At 55.4% G+C, this 20,110-nt stretch carries 22 protein-coding genes and 1 pseudogene; 10 read left to right on the top strand and 13 right to left on the bottom strand.

All coding sequences use genetic code 11. The features are described from left to right. Positions 1–68 precede the first annotated feature (68 nt). The 7 genes and pseudogenes from C8P63_RS04990 to C8P63_RS04965 all read left to right on the top strand — a co-directional run bounded on the left by C8P63_RS04990 (position 69) and on the right by C8P63_RS04965 (position 6,366). On the top strand, positions 69–845 hold the full coding sequence (locus C8P63_RS04990; protein WP_170109509.1) for a peptidase MA family metallohydrolase: 777 nt from the start codon (positions 69–71) through the stop codon (positions 843–845). Positions 846–869: 24 nt separating this feature from the next. Further along, the gene (gene yycF / locus C8P63_RS04985; protein WP_108022247.1) at positions 870–1,583 is read left to right on the top strand and encodes a response regulator YycF; all 714 of its coding nucleotides are present in this window, start codon (positions 870–872) and stop codon (positions 1,581–1,583) included. A 3-nt stretch (positions 1,584–1,586) separates the two neighbouring features. Beyond that, positions 1,587–2,885: pseudogene (locus C8P63_RS04980) on the top strand (histidine kinase dimerization/phospho-acceptor domain-containing protein); the annotation flags it as partial. Between the two features lie 132 nt (positions 2,886–3,017). Then, a complete protein-coding gene (locus C8P63_RS19975; protein ID WP_425437247.1) occupies positions 3,018–3,395 on the top strand; it encodes a sensor histidine kinase in 378 nt (125 codons plus the stop codon). Beyond that, entirely contained in the window at positions 3,392–4,804 is a 1,413-nt protein-coding gene (locus C8P63_RS04975; RefSeq protein WP_108022245.1) for a YycH family regulatory protein, read from the top strand. The genes C8P63_RS19975 and C8P63_RS04975 overlap by 4 nt, the downstream gene beginning before the upstream one ends. Further along, positions 4,774–5,523, top strand: a complete 750-nt coding sequence (yycI, locus tag C8P63_RS04970; RefSeq protein WP_170109508.1) for a two-component system regulatory protein YycI — start codon at positions 4,774–4,776, stop codon at positions 5,521–5,523. The genes C8P63_RS04975 and yycI overlap by 31 nt, the downstream gene beginning before the upstream one ends. 33 nt (positions 5,524–5,556) lie before the next feature. Further along, positions 5,557–6,366, top strand: coding sequence for an MBL fold metallo-hydrolase (locus C8P63_RS04965; RefSeq protein ID WP_108022374.1), 810 nt, complete (start codon positions 5,557–5,559; stop codon positions 6,364–6,366). A 25-nt stretch (positions 6,367–6,391) separates the two neighbouring features. On the opposite strand, the gene C8P63_RS04960 is transcribed toward C8P63_RS04965, so the two are convergent. After that, positions 6,392–6,664, bottom strand: a complete 273-nt coding sequence (locus tag C8P63_RS04960) for a hypothetical protein (protein WP_108022243.1) — start codon at positions 6,662–6,664, stop codon at positions 6,392–6,394. Positions 6,665–6,831: 167 nt separating this feature from the next. Here C8P63_RS04960 and C8P63_RS04955 point away from each other — a divergent pair, with 167 nt between their 5' ends. The 3 genes from C8P63_RS04955 (at position 6,832) to rlmH (ending at position 8,940) form a co-directional block, all read left to right on the top strand. After that, entirely contained in the window at positions 6,832–8,043 is a 1,212-nt protein-coding gene (locus C8P63_RS04955) for a S1C family serine protease (RefSeq protein WP_108022242.1), read from the top strand. A 64-nt stretch (positions 8,044–8,107) separates the two neighbouring features. Further along, positions 8,108–8,287, top strand: coding sequence for a CxxH/CxxC protein (locus tag C8P63_RS04950; protein WP_108022241.1), 180 nt, complete (start codon positions 8,108–8,110; stop codon positions 8,285–8,287). A gap of 173 nt (positions 8,288–8,460) precedes the next feature. Then, the gene (gene rlmH, locus C8P63_RS04945) at positions 8,461–8,940 is read left to right on the top strand and encodes a 23S rRNA (pseudouridine(1915)-N(3))-methyltransferase RlmH (RefSeq protein ID WP_108022240.1); all 480 of its coding nucleotides are present in this window, start codon (positions 8,461–8,463) and stop codon (positions 8,938–8,940) included. 156 nt (positions 8,941–9,096) lie between these two features. Here rlmH and C8P63_RS04940 read toward each other — a convergent pair whose 3' ends face one another. The 12 genes from C8P63_RS04940 to C8P63_RS04885 all read right to left on the bottom strand — a co-directional run bounded on the left by C8P63_RS04940 (position 9,097) and on the right by C8P63_RS04885 (position 20,093). Beyond that, entirely contained in the window at positions 9,097–10,386 is a 1,290-nt protein-coding gene (locus C8P63_RS04940) for an adenylosuccinate synthase (RefSeq protein ID WP_108022239.1), read from the bottom strand. Positions 10,387–10,508: 122 nt separating this feature from the next. Beyond that, complete coding sequence (gene dnaB, locus C8P63_RS04935) at positions 10,509–11,861, bottom strand: replicative DNA helicase (RefSeq protein WP_108022238.1); 1,353 nt, start codon at positions 11,859–11,861, stop codon at positions 10,509–10,511. A 142-nt stretch (positions 11,862–12,003) separates the two neighbouring features. Beyond that, positions 12,004–12,450: a 50S ribosomal protein L9 gene (gene rplI / locus C8P63_RS04930; protein ID WP_108022237.1), complete on the bottom strand. Its 447-nt coding sequence runs from the start codon at positions 12,448–12,450 to the stop codon at positions 12,004–12,006. After that, positions 12,447–14,405, bottom strand: a complete 1,959-nt coding sequence (locus tag C8P63_RS04925; protein ID WP_108022236.1) for a DHH family phosphoesterase — start codon at positions 14,403–14,405, stop codon at positions 12,447–12,449. Before C8P63_RS04925 ends, rplI begins: the two co-directional genes overlap by 4 nt. A gap of 129 nt (positions 14,406–14,534) precedes the next feature. Then, a complete protein-coding gene (locus tag C8P63_RS04920) occupies positions 14,535–15,455 on the bottom strand; it encodes a DUF2232 domain-containing protein (RefSeq protein ID WP_108022235.1) in 921 nt (306 codons plus the stop codon). A gap of 7 nt (positions 15,456–15,462) precedes the next feature. Then, positions 15,463–15,774, bottom strand: coding sequence for a MazG-like family protein (locus C8P63_RS04915; protein ID WP_108022234.1), 312 nt, complete (start codon positions 15,772–15,774; stop codon positions 15,463–15,465). 141 nt (positions 15,775–15,915) lie between these two features. Continuing rightward, positions 15,916–16,143: a 30S ribosomal protein S18 gene (rpsR, locus tag C8P63_RS04910; RefSeq protein WP_108022233.1), complete on the bottom strand. Its 228-nt coding sequence runs from the start codon at positions 16,141–16,143 to the stop codon at positions 15,916–15,918. Positions 16,144–16,188: 45 nt separating this feature from the next. Next, entirely contained in the window at positions 16,189–16,650 is a 462-nt protein-coding gene (gene ssb / locus C8P63_RS04905) for a single-stranded DNA-binding protein (RefSeq protein WP_108022232.1), read from the bottom strand. A gap of 45 nt (positions 16,651–16,695) precedes the next feature. Continuing rightward, positions 16,696–16,989, bottom strand: a complete 294-nt coding sequence (gene rpsF / locus C8P63_RS04900) for a 30S ribosomal protein S6 (RefSeq protein ID WP_108022231.1) — start codon at positions 16,987–16,989, stop codon at positions 16,696–16,698. A 125-nt stretch (positions 16,990–17,114) separates the two neighbouring features. After that, positions 17,115–18,215, bottom strand: a complete 1,101-nt coding sequence (ychF, locus tag C8P63_RS04895; RefSeq protein ID WP_108022230.1) for a redox-regulated ATPase YchF — start codon at positions 18,213–18,215, stop codon at positions 17,115–17,117. Between the two features lie 205 nt (positions 18,216–18,420). Next, on the bottom strand, positions 18,421–18,639 hold the full coding sequence (locus tag C8P63_RS04890; protein ID WP_108022229.1) for a DUF951 domain-containing protein: 219 nt from the start codon (positions 18,637–18,639) through the stop codon (positions 18,421–18,423). Between the two features lie 416 nt (positions 18,640–19,055). Beyond that, positions 19,056–20,093 carry a YkvI family membrane protein gene (locus C8P63_RS04885; RefSeq protein WP_108022228.1) on the bottom strand — a complete coding sequence of 346 codons (1,038 nt, stop codon included), beginning with the start codon at positions 20,091–20,093 and terminating at the stop codon, positions 19,056–19,058. Positions 20,094–20,110: the final 17 nt, after the last annotated feature.

Raw genomic sequence — 20,110 nt, 5'->3', positions numbered from 1 at the left:
AGTGCATCTTCCTGTGGCTGGGTTCTTTCCTTTTGCTGTTTTCCTTCCTCACCAGTCCACAGGGGAAAATGTTCGCCCAACCGGTGCTTCATCAGGGAAACCACCTTCTGGAAAGCTGGCGACTCCGCGAATACGATGAATGGAAGAGCAACCGCGTGACGGTTTTTCACCCTCCCGGACTCAGGTCCCAGGCAAAGTTGGTGGCCGTTGAGGCCGAACGGGTCCTCACCACCTTCCAGAAGCGTTTCGGATTTCAGGTGAAACGGCCGGTTCCCGTCTTCCTCTTTCCCAACCGCCCGGCTCTCCGTCAGCATTTTTCCTGGAACAAGGGCCAAAGCGCCACCGGAATTTATTTCTCCGGGGCCATCTATCTGTTGAACCCGGAAACCTGGCACGAGGGATTCCCGTCAGCAACCGGGGAGCCGGAACAATGGGCCCGCCTGTTTCACGAAAACGGACCGCTCTATCACGAAATGGCCCATTTCTACCTCGACCTGGAGACGGGCGGAAATTACCCTCTTTGGTATACGGAAGCTTTCGCACAGTGGGTGGAGTACCAGGAGCTCGGATACGAATGGGTCGTTCCGGCCAACAATCTGAAGTGGCATGAGCTCTATGATTACCGGGACCTGGATGAAAACTTCAGCCGTTTGCCCAACCAGGCTCTCGCATATCGTCAGTCCTTCCGGTGGCTCCGATGGATGGTGGAACAACACGGGGAATCCTCCCTGTATGAGCTCCACCAGCGGTTGTCCCGGAGCGTTCCCTTTGATATCGCCTGGAAGCGGGTCTTCGGATCCTCCCCCGAAGCTTCCTTTGAGGAATGGCGCAGGCAAATGGAATAATTCTTGAAAATGGGGTGGTGACCGATGGCAGTGAAAATTCTCGTCGTGGAAGACGAGAAACCCATCGCGGATATCCTTCAATTCAACCTGAGCAAGGAAGGGTTTGAAGTGGAATGCGTGTATGACGGCGACGAAGCTTTGAAACGGGTGAATGAGACACCTCCGGATCTGATCCTGTTGGACCTGATGCTGCCCGGAACCGACGGCATCGAAGTGTGCCGCCGGGTGCGGCAAAACCACCAGATGCCGATCATTATGGTAACGGCGAAGGATTCGGAAGTCGACAAAGTGCTGGGGCTGGAGATCGGGGCCGACGACTATGTCACCAAGCCATTCAGCAACCGGGAACTTCTGGCGCGGATCAAAGCCAATTTAAGGCGTTCCCGGGACAACGGCACCCCCGCTCAAGACCCTTCCAACCAAATCAAAGTGGGGGATCTCTCCATTGACCAGGGAAGCTACATCGTCACTAAAAACGGAAAAACCCTGGACCTGACCCACCGTGAGTTTGAACTCCTCAACTACATGGCCCAACACGTCAATCAGGTGCTGACCCGGGAACATCTCCTGCAATCGGTCTGGGGGTACGACTACTTCGGCGATGTCCGCACCGTGGATGTCACCATCCGACGCCTGAGGGAAAAAATCGAGGACGACCCCAGCCATCCCCAATACATCATCACCCGGCGGGGAATCGGATACACGATGCGGGACCCCGGCGGTGATCGGTCAAGCTGAATCATGAAGTGGATCAAAATATTCAACAGCGTCCAATGGAAACTGGTGACCATATATATCCTCCTTCTCCTGATCGCCATGCAGCTGATCGGGGTCTACTTCTTTCAGAACCTGGAGGACCGGTTTTACGAAAACTTCCGCGACAACCTTGAAAAACAGGCCGGCATTCTGCAGGAAGTCATCAAAGACAAGATGACGCCCGGCACCGAGTCGGAAAAGCAGCGAAAGGCGATCGACGACATTCTGAACAAACTCCCTCTCGACAAGAAGAACACGATTCAAATTGTCGACCAGGAGAGCGTGGTGATCGCCACCACCTCCGGCGAAAATTCCCGCATCGGCCAAAAAAACAAAAGCCCCCGGGTCAGCCGGGTGCTTCAGGGAATCGAGAGTCCCAGTGTCGAGGTGAGCCACAAAGCCGGCAACCGGTATATGGTCTACAGTTACCCCATCAAGAACGACGGGGATATTATCGGAGCGGTTTACATCGAAGCACCGATGCAGGAGATGTATGATACCATCCGCACCGTCAGCAAGATCCTGATCAAGATCACCGCAGCCGCCATGGTGGGGACTTCTCTTCTGGGCATCATCCTCGCCCGAACCATCACCAACCCGGTGAAAGAGATCACGGAGCAAGCCACGGTCATGGCGGAAGGGGACTTCAACCGGAAGGTGACCGTCAAGAGCGACGATGAAATCGGAAAGCTGGCCTCCGCATTCAACCATTTGGCCCAGCACCTGCGGGACGCCCTCTCCCAAAACGAAGAGGAAAAAGGACGGCTGCAATCGGTCTTGGCCAACATGAGCGACGGGGTGATCGCCACCGACCGCAAAGGAAAAGTGATTGTATCCAACCGTCGGGCAAGAAAAATGCTGGGCAAGGACATCGAGCTCAACGAGGACATCAACCAAGTGTTGCCCCTGGCCAACCCGATCTCCTTTCCTTTGACGGAAGAACGGGAATCCTTTTTGGAGTTGAACCGGGACGAAGATGAAACACTGATCCTCAAACTCACCTTCACACCGGTACTCCGGGCAAGCCGGGAAGCGGTCGGTCTGATCCTGGTGTTGCAGGATGTAACGGAAGAAGAAAAGCTGGACCGGCAGCGGAAAGAGTTCGTCGCCAATGTATCCCACGAACTGCGGACGCCGCTTACCACCATCAAAAGCTACCTGGAGGCCCTGGACGAAGGCGGAGCCATGGAAGAACCGGAGCTGGCTTCCCGCTTTCTTCGGGTCACCCGACAGGAAGCCGAGAGAATGACCCGCCTGATCCATGATTTACTGCAGCTCTCCAAGCTGGACTCGGAAAAAGTCCGCTTCCACAAACAGCCCCTTCGACTGGAGGAGCTTCTGGAAGACGCCGCTGACCGCTTTTCATTCCAATGTCGTCAGAAAGACATCGCGTTCAGCCTTTCGATCCGGAAGCCCTTGCCCCGGGTTTACGCCGACCGTGACCAGATCGACCGGGTGCTGGACAATCTCCTCTCCAACGCCGTCAAATACACCCCGGAAGGTCAAAGCGTCTCCCTTTCGGCACACCGGCGTTCCGACGGATATGTGGAGGTCGTGGTGTCCGACAAGGGAATCGGAATCCCCAAAAAGGACCTGGACCGCATCTTCGAACGGTTTTACCGGGTGGACAAGGCCCGTTCCCGGAGCATGGGCGGCACCGGACTCGGTCTTGCCATCGCCCGGGAGATCGTACAGGCCCACGGGGGAACGATCCGCATGGACAGTCGGTACGGGGAAGGCACCACAGTCCGCTTCACCCTTCCTCCCTGTGAGCCGGAGGTGAACCCCGCATGAAGGAACATCTCAAATCCCTGACCATCGTCTTTCTTGTGGCGGCGAGCGTGGTCCAGACGGGAATGCTGTGGTACAGTTCCCCTTCCTATCAGGACAGCGGGGCCACGGATTTTGAAAATATCCCTCCCATCGGCCATGATGACTTTCAAAAGGAGGACATCCACCAGCTGGCCGCTCCCCCCGAAATTCTTTTCCATGAAGAAGGGAACCACCGGCGCATTCTGCCTGGAAAAGAACACCGGGTCCTGGTGGATCAACTCCATCATGCGCGTCTGGACAAACCACGGGAGATTGAACCATCCCCTGCGCAATGGAAGGCGTTGATGGAGGAAGAAAACGGTCTGGAACTCCGCTTTCACAGAAACCTCCCCGCCGACGTGGCTCAGACGTTTTTTAGGAGTGGAGAAGAAAACGGGTTCGAGACCGAGGACTTCAACCGCATTTGGATTTTTGGTGAAGGGGAAAACAACCGGGTTACCGTCTGGATGATTTCCGATCAGACGCAAACCGTGGTTCAGGCCACAGCCCTGATCCAGAATTACGACAAGGTAATGGACCTTGCCGGCCGGGCGGGCGGGGAGCCGTTATTGCCTTATGTCAAAGGGGACAAACCCGGGCTGAAGGAAGAAGATCTCGAAGGAGACAGAGTTCCCCATGTGTTCTACCTGCCGGAAACCAACCCGGCGGTTCCGCGTCTGACCTATGAATTAGAGGAAATCAAAATGGACTCCATGAAAATGATTCTGTTCCGGAATCCGAACAGCGTGGAAGAAATCCGGCTGTCGGGTGACAATTACGTTTACACCGACACCCTCGAAAACGGACGGACCCTGCAGTACAATGAAAAGCATAAAAAGATGATGTACTACAATTCCGCCAGCCCGCCCGAAAAGGAATCCACCCCCGAAGAGGAACTGAACACGATCATTTCCTTTATGAACCGGCACAACGGTTGGACGGGAAACTACCTCCTGGACGGGGTGGAAACCGACAGGGGCAATGGAGGGAGCGACTACGATTTCCGTCTTCACGTGAAAGGATTGCCGGTCTACGGTCCGGAACAATATCCCGGACTGGACACCATTTCCCTGACCGCCCACCAAGGGGTCACGAAATATGGGCGTTCCCTCGTGTATTTTTCCTTTCGGTCAGACACAAAGGAAGCGGACCGGCTCCCCTCCGGAAAACAAGTTCTCGATGCGGTGAACGAACTGGGGGCGGACCTGACGAAAATCCGCCAGATCTATCCCGGTTATCAGGCCAGGACCGAAAAAACGGCCAAAAAAAAGAGTTTAGTACTGAAGCCGGTCTGGGTGGTCGTTTTCCAAGACGGTAAGCAGGGGTATCTCGCGACATCCGAATCGGGGAGGGATGCACGGTGGACTGGAGCCGAGCCAAATCCATTCTGATTCTGGCCTTTCTCGCTCTGAACGTCTTTCTCGCCGACCAACTGCTCACAGCCAAGGGAGAACAGGCCCAAAACCAGAAGGTTTCAGAGGAAACGCAGAGGGAATTGAAAGACCTGATCGCCGATCAGCAGATCACTTTGAAAGCCGATCTCCCCAAGACAGCGCTCCAAGTTTCCTCCCTGGAAGCCAAGCCCAAGGATGAGGAGACGCTTCTGGAAAAGGATGACCGGTGGGAATCCATGTCGGAAGGGAATTACCGCCTCGTTTTCCACACTCCCGTGGAACCGGTGGACGGACTGGATAAGATGCTGAAACGCTATGTCCCCGATTTCGAGGAATATCGGATGCTGGGTCCCCAGGGGGATCAGCAAAAAACCTTTTTTCAGATCCACAACGGAAGGCCCATCTTCGACAGCCGCCTGATTGTCCGGTTGAAAGACGGGGCGGTGAAAGAGCTGAGACTCACCCCCTTGACCATCCTGGAAAACAAGAACAACACCCGTACGGGTCTGTCCGCACAGGATGCTTTGGTCAGACTGATCCAATACGGGAGAATCGACAAGGGAGCCACGGTAACCGACGTGACCCTGGGCTACCACGGACAGGCTTACGACGGCTCCTCCCGTTTCCTCTTTCCCGTATGGAGAATCCAAACGGAAGAGACCACGTTTTACATTAATGCTTTGACACAGGTGATCGAAGCCGTCCCGAACCGATAAACAAATTCGGAGGAAAGAAAGAGGATGAACCGGATGAAGTACAGCATATTGGCAAGCGGCAGCACCGGAAACGCTCTCTATGTGGAGACGGGGCGGATCCGCGTGCTGGTGGATGCGGGCCTGAGCGGGAAGCGTCTGGAAAAGCTTCTCACCTCCATCGGGGTGGAGCCTTCCTCCCTGCATGCCGTACTGGTGACCCACGAGCACAGCGACCATATCAAGGGATTGGGGGTGTTTGCGCGGCGGTACCGTTTGCCCGTTTACATGAACGAAACCACCTGGGCCGCTCTTCCCTCCGGAGTGGGCGGGATTCCGATCGAACAGCAGCATGTGTTTCCCACTTTGTCCACTCTGGACCTGGAGGACCTCACTGTGGAATCCTTCCCCGTTTCCCACGATGCCGCCGAACCAATGGGTTTCTGCTTTCACCACGAAGGATCCCGCCTCGGACTGGTGACGGATACCGGGTACATCAATCCCCGGATTGCCGAGAAGGTGGCCGGGTGCGACGCCCTCATCCTTGAAGCCAACCACGACGTCAATATGCTCCGAATGGGGACTTATCCCTGGAATGTCAAACGGAGAATCCTCAGTGATGTGGGCCACCTCTCCAACGAAGATGCGGGAGAAGCCCTCCTGACTTTCCTGCGGGGAAACGGCGAGGACGTGTTTCTGGCCCATCTCAGTCAGGACAACAATTTGACCGACCTTGCCCATCTCACGGTGAAAGGGATTCTTCAGGAACAGGGGCTCGACGTGGGCCGGGACGTCCGGTTGCGGGGAACCCAACCCGATCGGCCCACCCCGCTCCTTCCCCTGGAACGGAAAAGGCAGCCCTTTTAAACAAGGGCTGCCTTTTGGCATTCGGTCACGTTTCGGGAGAATCGCTACGCTCTCGTTCCGTCTTGGAACGGTGGGAACCCCTTCTCTCCGCCAACCAAGTCCATTGCCGATCCATGGTTTCCACGGCTTTCCGGACCTCCTCAAGGGTAAACATTCCCTTTGCCTCCAGACAGTTTAGAATCGCGTTCAGCCAAAGCTCCGTCCGGTAACCTTGTTCCTTCAAATCGGCGATCTGTGCTCCCCAGTCCACTTCCGGTATCACCGGGGACCGGTGGGAGGAGTTTTCCTCAGATTTCACCTTGAAAGCCTCCCGTCCTGCCTTTTTTCCATTATGGACCGGTCATGGATGTTTTCAGACCCCTTTCATTCGGCTCTTTTTAAATGATCCCTCTTTTCTTTCAGGCTATCGGGGAAATTAGTATAATATGTGTGGGGTATTCGCATAATGATGAGAGTCGAAAACCTATGAACGAGCGACGAGGAGGCGGGATCGTGGGTTACTACGACAATTCGGACCGTTTTCGCCAGGGATGGGTGATTTTTTTGACAGCGGTGATATCGGCCGTGATCGGAGGTCTCCTGGTCCTCACGCTGTCACCCGCACTGGTGAGAGCGGGCCTTTTGCCCCAACAGTATTTCGCAGGCGGAACCCCCTTCCTTGCGGAGGGACAGGGACCGACAAAAACCGTCAGCGTGGATGTGAACAACGACATCACGAAAGCAGTGCAAAAAGCGAGACCGGCCGTTGTGGGAGTGGTCAATCTCCAGCGGAGCGATGATCCCTTCAGTCAGGAAACCGTTCAGAGGGGCACCGGTTCCGGCGTGATCTTCGACAAAAAAGGGGATAAAGCGTTGGTGGTAACCAACCATCATGTCATTGAAGGGGCCAACCAGATCGGCGTGGTCATTCCCGGGGAAAAAAACGGCGGTCATACGGTGGAAGCCAAACTCCTGGGAAGCGATCCGCCAACGGATCTGGCAGTGTTGGAGATTCCAGCCAACTATGTGAAAGAAGTGGCCGAATTCGGAAACTCGGATAAAATCAAAGCAGGTGAACCCGCAATCGCCATCGGGAACCCTCTGGGATTGGAGTTTTCCCAGTCCGTCACCTCCGGGGTGATCAGTTCCCCCCACCGACAGATTCAAGTTTCCGAAACGATGGATATGGACGTCATCCAAACCGATGCCGCCATCAACCCGGGGAACAGCGGAGGGGCCCTCGTCAATGCCGCCGGTCAGGTGATCGGTATCAACAGCCTTAAAATCGCCCAGCAGGGGGTGGAAGGACTCGGCTTTGCCATTCCCGCCAACGACGCCAAGCCGATCATCAACAACCTGATTCAGTACGGCGAGGTCCGGCGTCCTTTCCTGGGGGTCAGCCTGAAGGATGTCGAAACCATTGATCCCCGGACCCGTTCCAGCGAACTGAACCTTCCGGACTCCGTCGATCAAGGGACGGTGGTGTTGGATGTCACCCCCGGCAGCGGAGCTGACAAAGCCGGATTGGAACGGCTGGACGTCATCGTTCAGCTGGACGGGAAAAAGATTCGAAATGGTTCTGAGCTCCGCTCCTACCTTTGGAAGGAAAAAAAGATCGGAGCGAAAATGAAAGTGACCTTCTACCGGGACGGAGCGAAGAAAACCACCACGGTTACCCTGACCCAAACTCCCGGTTAAACCAAACCATCGCCCCGCCCCCCCGCGGGGCGTTTCCTTGTCAATCCAGGAAAGGAGTGGAGTCATGTCCGAAACGACGGTGCGATACGCGTGCGCTGAACATATCGATTCCGTTCTGGACGGGATCGTGGACGAAAGAGGTCGGGCACCTGACCTGATTCTGCTGAAGGAGGGGGAACGGGCCCACGGATGCCACGAGTGCGGACAACCGCCGCTCTACCGGATCACCTTACCGGAGACATAAGACGCGGCGGGGACCCTTCCTTCGGGCGCGGCAGCAAGGCAACTCCTGCCGTCCCCCGCAGGCTTCTTTTTCACCGAACGCCTCACTGTAACTCTTTCCATCACCCGTTTCATCCGACTCGAAACGAGCTGATTTTCCTGTTCACACTTTAGAAAAAACCGGGGGGGACACGCATGCACATTCAGATATTGGCCGTCGGCAAACTGAAAGAAAAATACATTCGCCTGGCTGTGGACGATTACATGAAACGGATTTCCCCGTACGCCAGAGTGGAAGTGACGGAGATTCCGGAAAGTAAGGGGCAGGAACCTTTGAACGACGCAGAAATCCAGCGGATCGTCACCGGGGAAGGGGAACGGATTCTCCGCCACCTCTCCCCGGATACATACACCATCGCCCTCGCCATTCAAGGGGTGATGCTTTCCTCTGAAACCCTCGCCCATCATTTGGACCAATTGGCCACCTACGGGAAAAGTCGGATCGCCTTCGTTATCGGAGGTTCCTACGGGCTCTCCGATTCGGTGATGCAACGGGCGGACTTTACCCTTTCCTGCTCCAAGATGACCTTTCCTCACCAACTGATGCGGGTGATCCTGCTGGAACAGGTCTTTCGGTCCTTCAAGATCAACCGGGGGGAAACCTACCACAAATGAGAGGGAGGCCGCGGAACCTTCTCTGCATATCAAAAGCGCCCCTCTTCCCAGGGGCGCTTTTTCCGGTCAGATATAACAAATACGGGGTCGAAAAAATCCTGTTTTTCCACGGTTCAACACACCGTAACCGGATCATCCATCCTCCGTTTTCTCAGATCAGGACGCATAGGACGGTCGTACCTGAATGGTCTGCTCACGGCCCGGCCCGACGGAGAAGAGAGTCAGGGGAATCCCTGTCAGATGAGTGATGCGCTCCACGTAATGCTGCGCCGCCATCGGCAAATCGGAGAGACTCCGGGCCCCGGTGATGTCTTCCTCCCAACCCGGCAGTTCCTCGTAGACCGGCTCGCATTCCTCCAGCAGGTCCAGGCTTGCCGGAAAGTTTTCCAGCACACGTCCATGGTAGCGGTAAGCCGTACAGATTTTTACCTTGGGAAGGCCGGTCAATACGTCCAGCGAATTGAGAGAGAGTCCGGTGATGCCACTCACCCGGCGGGCATGACGGACCACCACGCTGTCAAACCATCCCACCCGGCGGGGCCGGCCGGTGGTGGTTCCGTATTCACGTCCGACCTCCCGAATTTGGTCACCGGTTTCGTCATGGATCTCCGTGGGGAAGGGTCCGTCCCCTACACGTGTGGTGTAGGCTTTTGCCACCCCGATAACCTGATGGATCTTCGTGGGACCCACGCCGGAACCGATGCAAACCCCTCCGGCCACCGGGTTGGACGAGGTAACAAAGGGATAGGTTCCCTGATCGATGTCCAACATCACTCCCTGAGCGCCTTCAAACAACACCCGGCGCCCCTGGTCGATGGCATCGTTCAGCACCACCGAGGTATCCGTCACATAGGGCCGGATTTGTTCCGCACAGGCGATATAAGGCTCATAGATCTCCTCAAAGCTGAAACCGTCGGTATCGTAATACTTTTCCAGGAGGCGGTTTTTGTCCTGCAAATTTTTCTTCAGCCGTTCGGCAAACCGGTCCCGGTCCAAAAGATCGGAGACGCGAATGCCGTTCCGGGCCGCTTTGTCCATGTAAGCGGGGCCGATCCCCTTGCCGGTGGTGCCGATCCTCCCCGATCCTTTCCGGCTTTCTTCCGCCATATCCACCTTGACATGATACGGAAGAATCACATGGGCCCGGTCGGAGATCCGGAGGTTTTGGGTGGAGACCCCTTGAGTCCGGAGATACTCCAACTCCTCCACCAGCGCCCGGGGGTCGAGCACCATTCCATTTCCCAGTACACAAATCTTCTCCGGATAAAAAATACCCGAAGGAATCAGATGAAGCTTATACCGTTTCCCGCCAAATTCGATGGTGTGGCCAGCGTTGTTCCCGCCCTGGTAACGGGAAACCACCTCCGCCTTCTCCGCCAGGAAATCCGTGATCTTTCCTTTTCCTTCATCTCCCCACTGGGTCCCGACAACAACCACCGTCGACATAACCATGCTCCCCTTTCCCGAGGCGGTTTCACCATAATCCCTTTACCAGTGTACAGAGAAACGCCCCTCAGTGTCAAACAAAAACCGAACATTAAATAATAAATATATCCATTCATTCGTTTTTAACCGGTTAACCCCGATTCATGGCGCAGATCGAGGCTGAGAAACTTGTTATAGTTCTTCAGAAACAAAAGTTCCACTTTGCCGACGGGTCCGTTCCGGTGTTTGGCCAGAATCACCTCGATAATATTTTTCTTCTCCGATTCTTCGTTGTAATAATCATCCCGGTACAAAAAAGAGACGATATCGGCATCCTGTTCAATGGAACCGGATTCCCGGAGATCGGAGAGCATCGGGCGTTTGTCCTGCCGCTGTTCCACCGCTCGGGAGAGCTGGGACAGGGCGATCACCGGAACGTTCAGTTCCCGGGCCAACAGTTTGAGGGAACGGGAAATCTCCGATATTTCCTGTTGCCGGCTGTCCCGGCCCCGCCCCTCGATCAGCTGGAGGTAATCGATCAAAACCATCCCCAGGCCGTGTTCCGCCTGAAGACGACGCAGTTTGGACCGGATTTCAAAAACGGAGATCCCCGGCGTGTCGTCGATGAAGATAGGGGCCTCGGAAAGCGTACTGATGGCCATCGTCAACTTTTCCCAATCTTCTTCTTCCAGATGTCCGGTCCGGAAAGCCTGGGCGTCGATGTTGCCTTCGGCGGACAGCATCCGCTGAACCAATTGGGGAGCGGACATTTCCAGGTTGAAAATGGCGACGGGATAACCGGAACGAACCGCCACATTCTGGGCCAGATTCAGACTGAAAGCCGTTTTTCCCATACTGGGACGGGCGGCCAGAATGATCAGATCGGACTTCTGGAAGCCGGAAGTCATGCGGTCGAGGTCCGTGTATCCGGAGGGGACTCCCGTCAGCTTCCCCTGATTGTAATGGAGGTTTTCAATTCGCTCATAGGTTTCCATCAGGATTTCACGGATCGGAGTGAAGCCTTCCCTCCGCATCCTCCGCTGCGAAATCTCCAGGATCTTCTTCTCGGCGGTGTCGATCACTTCCGTGACTTCTTCTCCCCCGGAATAGCCGGAAGTGGCAATCTCGGTGGCGGTCCGGATGAGACGGCGCAGGATTGCTTTTTCCTCCACGATGCGGGCATAGTAATCCACATTGGCCGCCGTGGGCACCGCCTCCGCCAACTCGGTCAGATACGAAACCCCCCCGACTTCCTCCAACAGCTTCCGGTCCGACAGCTCTGAAGTAAGAGTGACCAGATCAATGGGCTCCCCTTGTTCGGAAAGATCGATCGTCACCTGAAAAATGCGTTGATGGGCCTGCCGGTAAAAATCCTCCGGCCGGAGCCTCTCCGTTACGGTGACCAGCACCGATGGGTCGATGAGAATGGCCCCCAGAACCGCCCGCTCCGCTTCCTGGTTGTGGGGAGGCATCCGGTCCGAAAACAGTTCACTCATCTTCCATCATCCTCCAACCATGGACATGAAAAAAGCGCTCCACCCTGTGGGAGCGCCGGAGCGGCAAGACCGTCATTCCGCTCACTCCGGAACCGGTGAAACACCAGTCGGAAACTCCGCTCTTCACGAAGTCTCTCTGGGTCTACTCTTCCAGAACCTGAACGGAAAGGGTGGCGGTCACTTCCGGGTGAAGCTTAACCGGAACCTTGGTCACGCCGAGGGTGCGGATCGGTTCATCCAACTGAATTTTCTTTTTGTCGACACGGTACCCGTATTCTTTTTTCAGATACTGACTGATCTGCTTGGAAGTAACCGAACCGAACAGGCGTCCGCCTTCCCCGGCTTTGGTCCGGAGGGTGATCTCCGTTTTCTCCAGTTTTTCGGCCAGTTCGCGCAACCGTGCCAGTTCTTCCTTTTTCTGTTTTTCTTCCCGACGTTTTTTATCTTTGAGTGCGTTCAGGTTGCCCTGGGAGGCCTGAATGGCCAGTCCCCGAGGGAAGAGATAGTTCCGGGCATAACCTTCCGCCACTTCCTTCACTTCGCCTTTTTTCCCTTTTCCTTTGACATCCTGTTGAAAGATCACTTTCAATCTTCGTCGCCCCCTTCCTCGAAGTTCTCTTTCAGCACTTCCAAGAGGCGTTCGCGGGCCTTCGCGGGGGTCACCCCGTCAAACTGGGCGGCAGCGTTGGTCAGGTGGCCGCCTCCGCCCAGCGCTTCCATGATCAACTGGACGTTGATCTCCCCCTGGGATCGGGCGCTGATCGCCACTTTTCCGTCGTCCCTGAGACCCACCACAAAGGAAGCGCTGACCCCCTTCATATTGAGCAGGGTATCCGCCGCCTGGGCGATGACCAACTGGTCATACTTTTCTTCTTCTTCCCCTACGGCAATCGCAATTTTATCGTAAACCACTTCCGTGTTTTTGACAATCTCGGCCCGTTTCACGAAACGATGGAGATCCTCTTTGAGGAGGGATTGCACCATCGCCGGGTCCGCACCGTGGCGGCGAAGGAATGATGCCGCCTCGAACGTCCTGGAGCCGGCACGGAAGGCAAAGCTTTTCGTGTCAACCACGATACCCGCCAGCAGAGCCGTCGTTTCCAGGTTGTCCATCGTTATGCGATCTCCCTGGTACTGGAGAAGCTCCGTCACCAGCTCACTCGTGGAAGACGCATAGGGTTCCAGATAGACCAGCACCGGATCTTTGACGAACTCTTCTCCCCGTCGGTGGTGATCGATCACTACGACCCGGTCGGTACGTTCCACCAGCCGGGGTTCGATGGACATGGACGGTTTATGGGTGTCCACCAGGATCAGCAGGGTGTTTTCCGTCACCATCTGAAGCGCACGATCCGGGGGAATGAATGCATCCTCCAAGGTCTCGTTTCCGGCGATGGCTTCCATCAATCCGCTGATGGATGGGTTGGACTCCTTCAGCACGATATACCCTTCCCGTTCAGCCATCCGAACCGCCCTCAAAACGCCGATCGCCGCTCCCACAGCATCCATGTCCGGTTGGTCGTGGCCCATGATCAACACCCGGTCACTGTCCTTGATCAGATTGGCAAGGGCATGCGAGATGACCCGGGCCCGCACCCGTGTCCGCTTTTCCACGGCATTGGTCTTTCCTCCGAAAAAGACCACCCGGTCCCCGTCCTGAACCGCGGCCTGATCCCCCCCCCGGGCAAGAGCAATGTCCAGTGCTGCTTGGGCGGCTTGGGTTTGCTCCACCATCGATGTCCGGACAGCGGCCACACCGATGCTCAGGGTGATGGGTATCTTGTTCTGACGGGTCATATCGCGAACCACATCCAGGATATCAAATCGGTTTCGGATCAACTGATCCAAGCTTTCCCGTTTGAATACCAGAAAAAATTTGTCCGAATCAAACTGGCGGAGGCTGATGTCGTGTTCCTGGGCCCATCGGGTGATGGCAGCCCTCACGTTGGTCAGAAGCTGGGTCCGTTCTTGGTCCCCCAGGCCCGATCCGGCTTCATCGAAATTATCCATATGCAGGTAACCGATCACCTGTTGTTCCTGATCATACCGCCTTTCCAATTTTTCCAGGCGGCTGATGTCCCGGAAAAAGTAAAGCCGTTCTTCGTGATGGTGAAGAACTTCGAAAGTCCGCTCCCCCAGCTCCATCTTGCCGGATCGGCTTTCGCTTTCTTCCAGGCCGGGAAAAATTTCGCCAACCGGACATCCGATCAGGGAATCCCGGTCCGTCATTTCCCTGACGAAGGGATTGTGCCATTCCACCTGCCCCTTCCGGTCATAAAGGAGGATTCCGACGGGCATCCGTTCCAGGGCCGTCTGGTTGGCCCCTTTCACCCTTTTGGAGAGGGTGAGCACATATTCGGTGAAATCCTCCCGAAAAGCCCGTTCCGCCTGGTAGAGCACATACCCCAGTCCGAGGAAAACAGCAAGGCCGAACAACGCATACGCCCAGTTGTACGTCGCCAGAAGCGCGATCAGGACCAAACTGAAACACATGGCGAACACCATGTGATAGCCGTGCCATCGTTTGGTGATGAAGTTTGGCAATCAAGACAACCCCTTATCACCGGCGAGCCGTTTCCAAACGTGTCTGCTTCCTATTTTACCCCAGGGTCAAGGGAATTCATAGCGGGAAAGGGGTGTGCCTGTCCTCTCCTTCCGGCGTCAAAAAAATCCCTATTTCCCTGCCCCGAAACGGTCCCGGATCCGGGTGCCGGAGTCGAGAATCCCCATCAGGTGAATCACCATGGTCACGATCGGCACCAGAAAGGTCAGGACTAAAACCGGCACCATCCATCCTTTTCCCTGGTCACCCCGATTCAGCAACCAAGCGGTGAAGGAAAGACCCTGAATCAAAAACAGGATGAACAACACCGTTACAGCGTTACCAAGGACCACGACTGCGGAATTCCCTTCCAACCCAAAAATTAAAACGGTCAGGAGGGAAACGAAATAGAAGTAAAAAAAAGGTCGCGGCAACCGCCAATTCCGGAACGGAGGCAAATATTTCCCGGGGAATCCCTGTTGACGGATCATCCATCGGCGACCGACGGCCAGGTTGATGAGCGGAACGGGCACGGCCATCAGAAAGATCATGGCAGGAAGAACGGAGGAGAGGACCTCGTCCATGGAGTCCGGATCGGGAAGCGGCTCCGACACTCCATAAAGGCGGAGAAGCTCCTCATTCCGTTCCCATTCCCGCTGCAGGATCACGTCCAGCTGTTCCCCCAGATCATAGGCCATGACCGCACCGACCAACAGAAGGAGCAGGCCGACCCACACCACCGTCAATCCGCCCAGGGCCACATCGGTCCCGGTGGTGTCGGTCTTTCGGTACAGGATTCCCATCACCATCCCCGTAACCGCCAACAGCAGAACCAAACCCACACCAAAGGGCTCGCCGGTGAATATCCAGGCCAGAATGGCGGTGAGAAAAAAGGGAAAGAGAGCGGAACGCCAACCGTTTTTTGACGTGTGGAGGAAAAAGGGGAGAGGCAACAACCACATGGTAAAGATCAACAGAGGGGTGATCAAGGCAAGGATCAGAAACAGGCCCACGGTAATGAAGCCGTCGCGGATGTCAGAGATCTGGGGCAAACCCGGCTCACCTCTTGTTTATATATTCTTCCAACTGAGACAGATCCCCGTACCAATCCTCCAACTGATGCCGTTCCTTGGCGGCTTCCCGCAGTTTTCTCGTCACAGCCTGATCCACTTCCCGAAAAGAAATTCCCACCCGGCGTGCGAGCACATAGGTGGCCACCACCAGACTGGCCAAACTGTCAGCGATCAGGGATTGGTTCGAGTTGTGCAACCCTTTGTACAGGTTGGCGATCTGGTCCAAGATTTCGGTCTTCAACCATTCAATCACTTTCATGCTTTTGGCGATATGTACGCTGCGCTCCGGCCTGCTCATGGTTCCGCACTCCTTTGAAAAGGCTTGAGGCTTAGGAGGTATTTTCAACAACCATCCTCCAATTTCCTCCTTTTCAGGAGGCAGACAAAACGCATGTTCCTATAAAAAAAAAGAGGCGCGTACAAACGCCCCTCCTCCGGCTCAGTCCGTGGTGTAAGGGAGCAGAGCCATCTGCCGGGCGCGTTTAATCGCCCGGGTCAATTGCCGCTGGTACTTGGAAGAAGTTCCCGTTACCCGGCGGGGAAGAATTTTCCCCCGTTCACTGATGAACTTGCGGAGCAGATCCACGTCTTTGTAATCGATATAATCGATTTTGTTCACCGTAAAGTAGCAGACTTTGCGGCGCTTGTTTCCACGACGACGGGCCATGGGAATACCTCCTTTCATCCTATGTGGTTGATTTCCGTTCTTTCTTCAGAAGGGCAGATCGTCATCGGAAATGTCAATCGGCTTTCCGTCATCCGCAAAGGGATCGTCGGAGGAGCCACGGTCCTTCTTATCAAAGCCGCTGTTGTTCTCAAAACCCGGGTTCGGCCCCGGTCCGCCCATACCCGATCCGCCCCGGTCCAGAAAGCGGACATTGTCTCCCACCACTTCGGAGACGCGGATCCGGCGGCCTTCATTGTTTTCATAACTCCGAACTTGCAACCGTCCTTCCACGGCCACCAGTCGGCCCTTTTTCATATAGTTGGCCACGGTCTCCGCCAACTGTCGCCAAACGACAACATCAATGAAGTCGGTTTCCCGTTCCCCCTGTTGATTGGTGAAAGGCCGGTCCACCGCCAGCCGAAAACTGGTGACAGCGACCCCCCCGGGGGTGTAACGAAGCTCGGGATCCCAGGTCAGCCGGCCGATCAGAACCACCCGATTTAACATCGGCAACCCCTCCCTAAAGCCGATTTTGGTTCCGTGACACGCCCTTTATTTTTTGTCGTCGATATTGATGATCATATGACGGATCACGTCATCGTTGAGTTTCAAATGCCGGTCCAGCTCGTTCACGGTGTCGTGGTCGCCATTGAAGGTAACCACGGTGTACACGCCTTCGCGGTGATTATCGATCATATAAGCCAGACGCCGTTTCCCGAAATGCTCGGTTTCGATGACTTCCCCGTTGGACTGGGAAATCTGCCCTTGGACTTTTTCGCGGATACCGTTCAGTTTTTCCTCGTCCAGATCGGGACGGGTGATGAACATCAGTTCGTACTTGTGCATTTCTCCACACCTCCTTTTGGACTGAAGCGGCCCCACCCTCCCGGTGGGGCAAGGAGTGAATATCCTGTATTCACGATACTATATTTTATCAGAGGTGGCCCTTTAAGGCAAGGTTGCGCTCCACCTCAAACATTGAACCGAAAATGAACGACATCTCCATCTTTCATCACATACTCTTTTCCTTCGGAACGGAGGAGTCCCTGCTCCCGGGCACCGGCCATGGAGCCCGCCTTCATCAGATCCTCGTAAGCAACCACCTCCGCCCGGATAAAACCGCGTTCAAAATCGGAGTGGATCTGACCGGCTGCCTGGGGAGCCCGGGTTCCCTCCCGGATGGTCCAGGCGCGCACTTCTTTTTCCCCGGCCGTAAAGAAAGTGATCAGTCCGAGCAGTCGGTAGGACGCGGCCACTAAACGATCCAGCCCCGAGGATTCCAGTCCCAGGTCCGCCAGGAATTGCTCGCGTTCATCCCCTTCCAGTTCCACAATCTCCGCTTCCAGTTGAGCACTGACGGTGACCACTTCCGCCCTCTCCTCGGAGGCCTGTTCCCGGACCGCACGAACATGAGGGTTATTTTCAGGAGCCGCAACATCCTCTTCGGACACGTTGGCCGCAATCAACATCTTTTTCAGGGTCAGCAGATTGAGGGATTTGACCCGTTCCAGTTCCTCTTCCTCCAGTGCCAGCCGGCGTGCCGGTTTTCCTTCGACGAGGCCTTCCCGCAATTTTTCAAGCACGTTGTACTCTTTTTCCGCGTTCCGGTCCCCGCTTTTCTTTTGTCGGGCCACCCGTTCCAAACGGCGTTCCACGGATTCCAGATCCGCCAGGATCAGCTCCAGGTTGATGGTCTCCATGTCACTCACAGGATCGACCTGTCCGGATACATGGGTGATATTTTCATCTTCAAAACAACGCACCACATGGATGATCGCATCCACTTCCCGGATGTGGGAAAGAAACTGGTTTCCCAAGCCTTCCCCCTTGCTGGCTCCTTTCACCAGTCCGGCGATGTCAGTGAACTGGAAGGAGGTCGGAACCACTCTCTGGGGGCGGACGATTTCCGCCAATCGGTCCAAGCGACGGTCCGGCACATCGACCACCCCCACATTGGGGTCAATGGTGCAAAACGGATAGTTGGCTGATTCGGCACCAGCCCGGGTGATTGCATTGAACAACGTCGACTTGCCAACGTTCGGCAAACCGACGATTCCGGTTGTCAGCGGCATGCCTGTTTCATCTCCTCTTCTGCTGCAGGGTTTCCGTATTCGAATGACGCGGAGCAAACGTGAAAAGCTCCACGATGGTTGCCTTTCCAATCCCCGTCTATTATAGCGGAAGGAGGAGAACCTGTCATGGAAAGCCGCCGGTACCGCTTGGGGAAGCAAAACCAAAAAAGAAGCCCCGTGCATCGGTGCTTCTTTACTTCCAGCTTCAGCTTTGATCCTGTTTTCCTTCTTCACGGGACGGCTCCAGCACTTTTTTCATCCGCTTTTCAAATCGGGAACGGGGCAAAAGGACACTATGTCCGCATCCCGTGCATTTCATCCGGATGTCCATGCCCATCCGGATCACCTTCCACGCATTGGTCCCGCAGGGATGAGGCTTTTTCATCTGCACGATATCCCCGAGCTGAAAACTTTTCCGCTCCATCGGCCTTCATTCCCCCTCTTTTCATGCATTCATTATAGGTAGTATACCGGCCGATTTCAACTTGGCCGGACGCAGCCCAACTCCCGGAGGGAGTCCGGTATGATCCGGGTCAGACGCTCCTGTCTTGAAGAGCGTCCGACTCGCCCGCACATCCACCTCCGGTTGACGGGGAAGGCGTCCGCCTTGCGAAGAAACCAATGGGTCAGCGGATGGCAAAAGGATTCCTTTTTCGCCGATTGCCCACCAACAAAAAAGGACCTTCCGCAGGAACCCGGCCCCGACCCGTGATCTCCGCCCGGTGATATCCTTTGATAATGAGGCGGATGAACCTGTACAACATTTCATGCCAAATCGTTTCCCCCTCCTTTCCATTCTCTTCCCTATTTGCCGCGCAACAGGGGGAATCCCGCCGGAACTCATTTCTCGTTCATAAACGGATACAACAGAACCATCGTCAGGATAAAGAGATTGAGAACGCCGTACAAGGGGTACAAAAAAGTGACCAGAGTCGTGAACCCCAACCGGGTCAAGGGGACCAGCGCCAGCATAACCACGGACCCGACCACCCAGGAAGGGAAGGGGAGGTTTTCCGACAGCCGGAAAGAGATCCCGTGGACATTGCTGACAGCGGTGGTGTAAATGGCCATCCACAATACCAGGGAGATACTGAACACCCAGATGGGGGAGTAATCGCGGACCAGAGCGAACAGGGGAATCTCGTACTGGGAAACCAAACTCTCCGCCTTGAGAAGGGAATAATTATAGAGAGATGCCAACAGACCCAGACAGAGCGAGCTGACCCCTCCGGAAACCCAGATTTCAGCCGGATGACGGATTTGTTTGCCCATGGTGGAGAGTACCGCCAACAACGATATAAGGTTGAAGGCCGTATAGGTGATCGCGGAAGGCCAGACCGGGAAGGAGCCCGGATTCCTGGGCTCAATGGAAAACAACCATCCGCCGTTCTGAAGGAATTGAAGGCAAACCACAACGAGTACGGTTACCATGACAGGAATCATAGCCGCATTCATCGACATGAGCCCTTTAAGGTCAAACAGAAGAATCAGAATCACGGCACCCGTCATGACCAGAACTCCCAACATGAATGAACCATTCCACTCCTGAAAAGTGGCACCGCTGCCGGCCACCATAACCAATGTGCTGGTCAACAAAAACAACATGACCAGGTAATCAAACACCCGGGCCAGACGGGGACCCAGGACTTGAGCCAACACTTCCGAATAGTGCTGGGTCTTGTACTTCCAGCTGATTTTCAAAATCACGACACTGGCGGCAAACAACAAGAGTGTGGCCAGCAGAACACTGGGGCTGCTGCCCGCTCCGTAGGAACCGAAAAACTCCCATATTTCCCGCCCTGACGCAAAGCCCGCCCCGATCATCGTCCCGATGATGGTCATGCTGATTTTAAGGGAGTGCCACAGATTGAACCGCATATCGATCCCCCTTGTCC

It is taken from the genome of Melghirimyces profundicolus (assembly GCF_003054245.1).
In the GTDB taxonomy this organism is placed as follows: domain Bacteria; phylum Bacillota; class Bacilli; order Thermoactinomycetales; family DSM-45169; genus Melghirimyces; species Melghirimyces profundicolus.
This window is presented reverse-complemented; position numbering and strand designations above follow the sequence as displayed.

What these genes read in the sequence shown, in the direction of transcription:
- C8P63_RS04990 (WP_170109509.1), top strand. Translation starts at nt 69, where the DNA reads ATGTTCGCCCAACCGGTGCTTCATCAGGGAAACCACCTTCTGGAAAGC.
- yycF (WP_108022247.1), top strand. Translation starts at nt 870, where the DNA reads ATGGCAGTGAAAATTCTCGTCGTGGAAGACGAGAAACCCATCGCGGAT.
- C8P63_RS04975 (WP_108022245.1), top strand. Translation starts at nt 3,392, where the DNA reads ATGAAGGAACATCTCAAATCCCTGACCATCGTCTTTCTTGTGGCGGCG.
- C8P63_RS04965 (WP_108022374.1), top strand. Translation starts at nt 5,557, where the DNA reads ATGAAGTACAGCATATTGGCAAGCGGCAGCACCGGAAACGCTCTCTAT.
- C8P63_RS04955 (WP_108022242.1), top strand. Translation starts at nt 6,832, where the DNA reads ATGAACGAGCGACGAGGAGGCGGGATCGTGGGTTACTACGACAATTCG.
- C8P63_RS04950 (WP_108022241.1), top strand. Translation starts at nt 8,108, where the DNA reads ATGTCCGAAACGACGGTGCGATACGCGTGCGCTGAACATATCGATTCC.
- rlmH (WP_108022240.1), top strand. Translation starts at nt 8,461, where the DNA reads ATGCACATTCAGATATTGGCCGTCGGCAAACTGAAAGAAAAATACATT.
- C8P63_RS04940 (WP_108022239.1), bottom strand. Translation starts at nt 10,386, where the DNA reads ATGTCGACGGTGGTTGTTGTCGGGACCCAGTGGGGAGATGAAGGAAAA.
- dnaB (WP_108022238.1), bottom strand. Translation starts at nt 11,861, where the DNA reads ATGAGTGAACTGTTTTCGGACCGGATGCCTCCCCACAACCAGGAAGCG.
- C8P63_RS04915 (WP_108022234.1), bottom strand. Translation starts at nt 15,774, where the DNA reads ATGAGCAGGCCGGAGCGCAGCGTACATATCGCCAAAAGCATGAAAGTG.
- rpsR (WP_108022233.1), bottom strand. Translation starts at nt 16,143, where the DNA reads ATGGCCCGTCGTCGTGGAAACAAGCGCCGCAAAGTCTGCTACTTTACG.
- ssb (WP_108022232.1), bottom strand. Translation starts at nt 16,650, where the DNA reads ATGTTAAATCGGGTGGTTCTGATCGGCCGGCTGACCTGGGATCCCGAG.
- rpsF (WP_108022231.1), bottom strand. Translation starts at nt 16,989, where the DNA reads ATGCACAAGTACGAACTGATGTTCATCACCCGTCCCGATCTGGACGAG.
- ychF (WP_108022230.1), bottom strand. Translation starts at nt 18,215, where the DNA reads ATGCCGCTGACAACCGGAATCGTCGGTTTGCCGAACGTTGGCAAGTCG.
- C8P63_RS04890 (WP_108022229.1), bottom strand. Translation starts at nt 18,639, where the DNA reads ATGGAGCGGAAAAGTTTTCAGCTCGGGGATATCGTGCAGATGAAAAAG.
- C8P63_RS04885 (WP_108022228.1), bottom strand. Translation starts at nt 20,093, where the DNA reads ATGCGGTTCAATCTGTGGCACTCCCTTAAAATCAGCATGACCATCATC.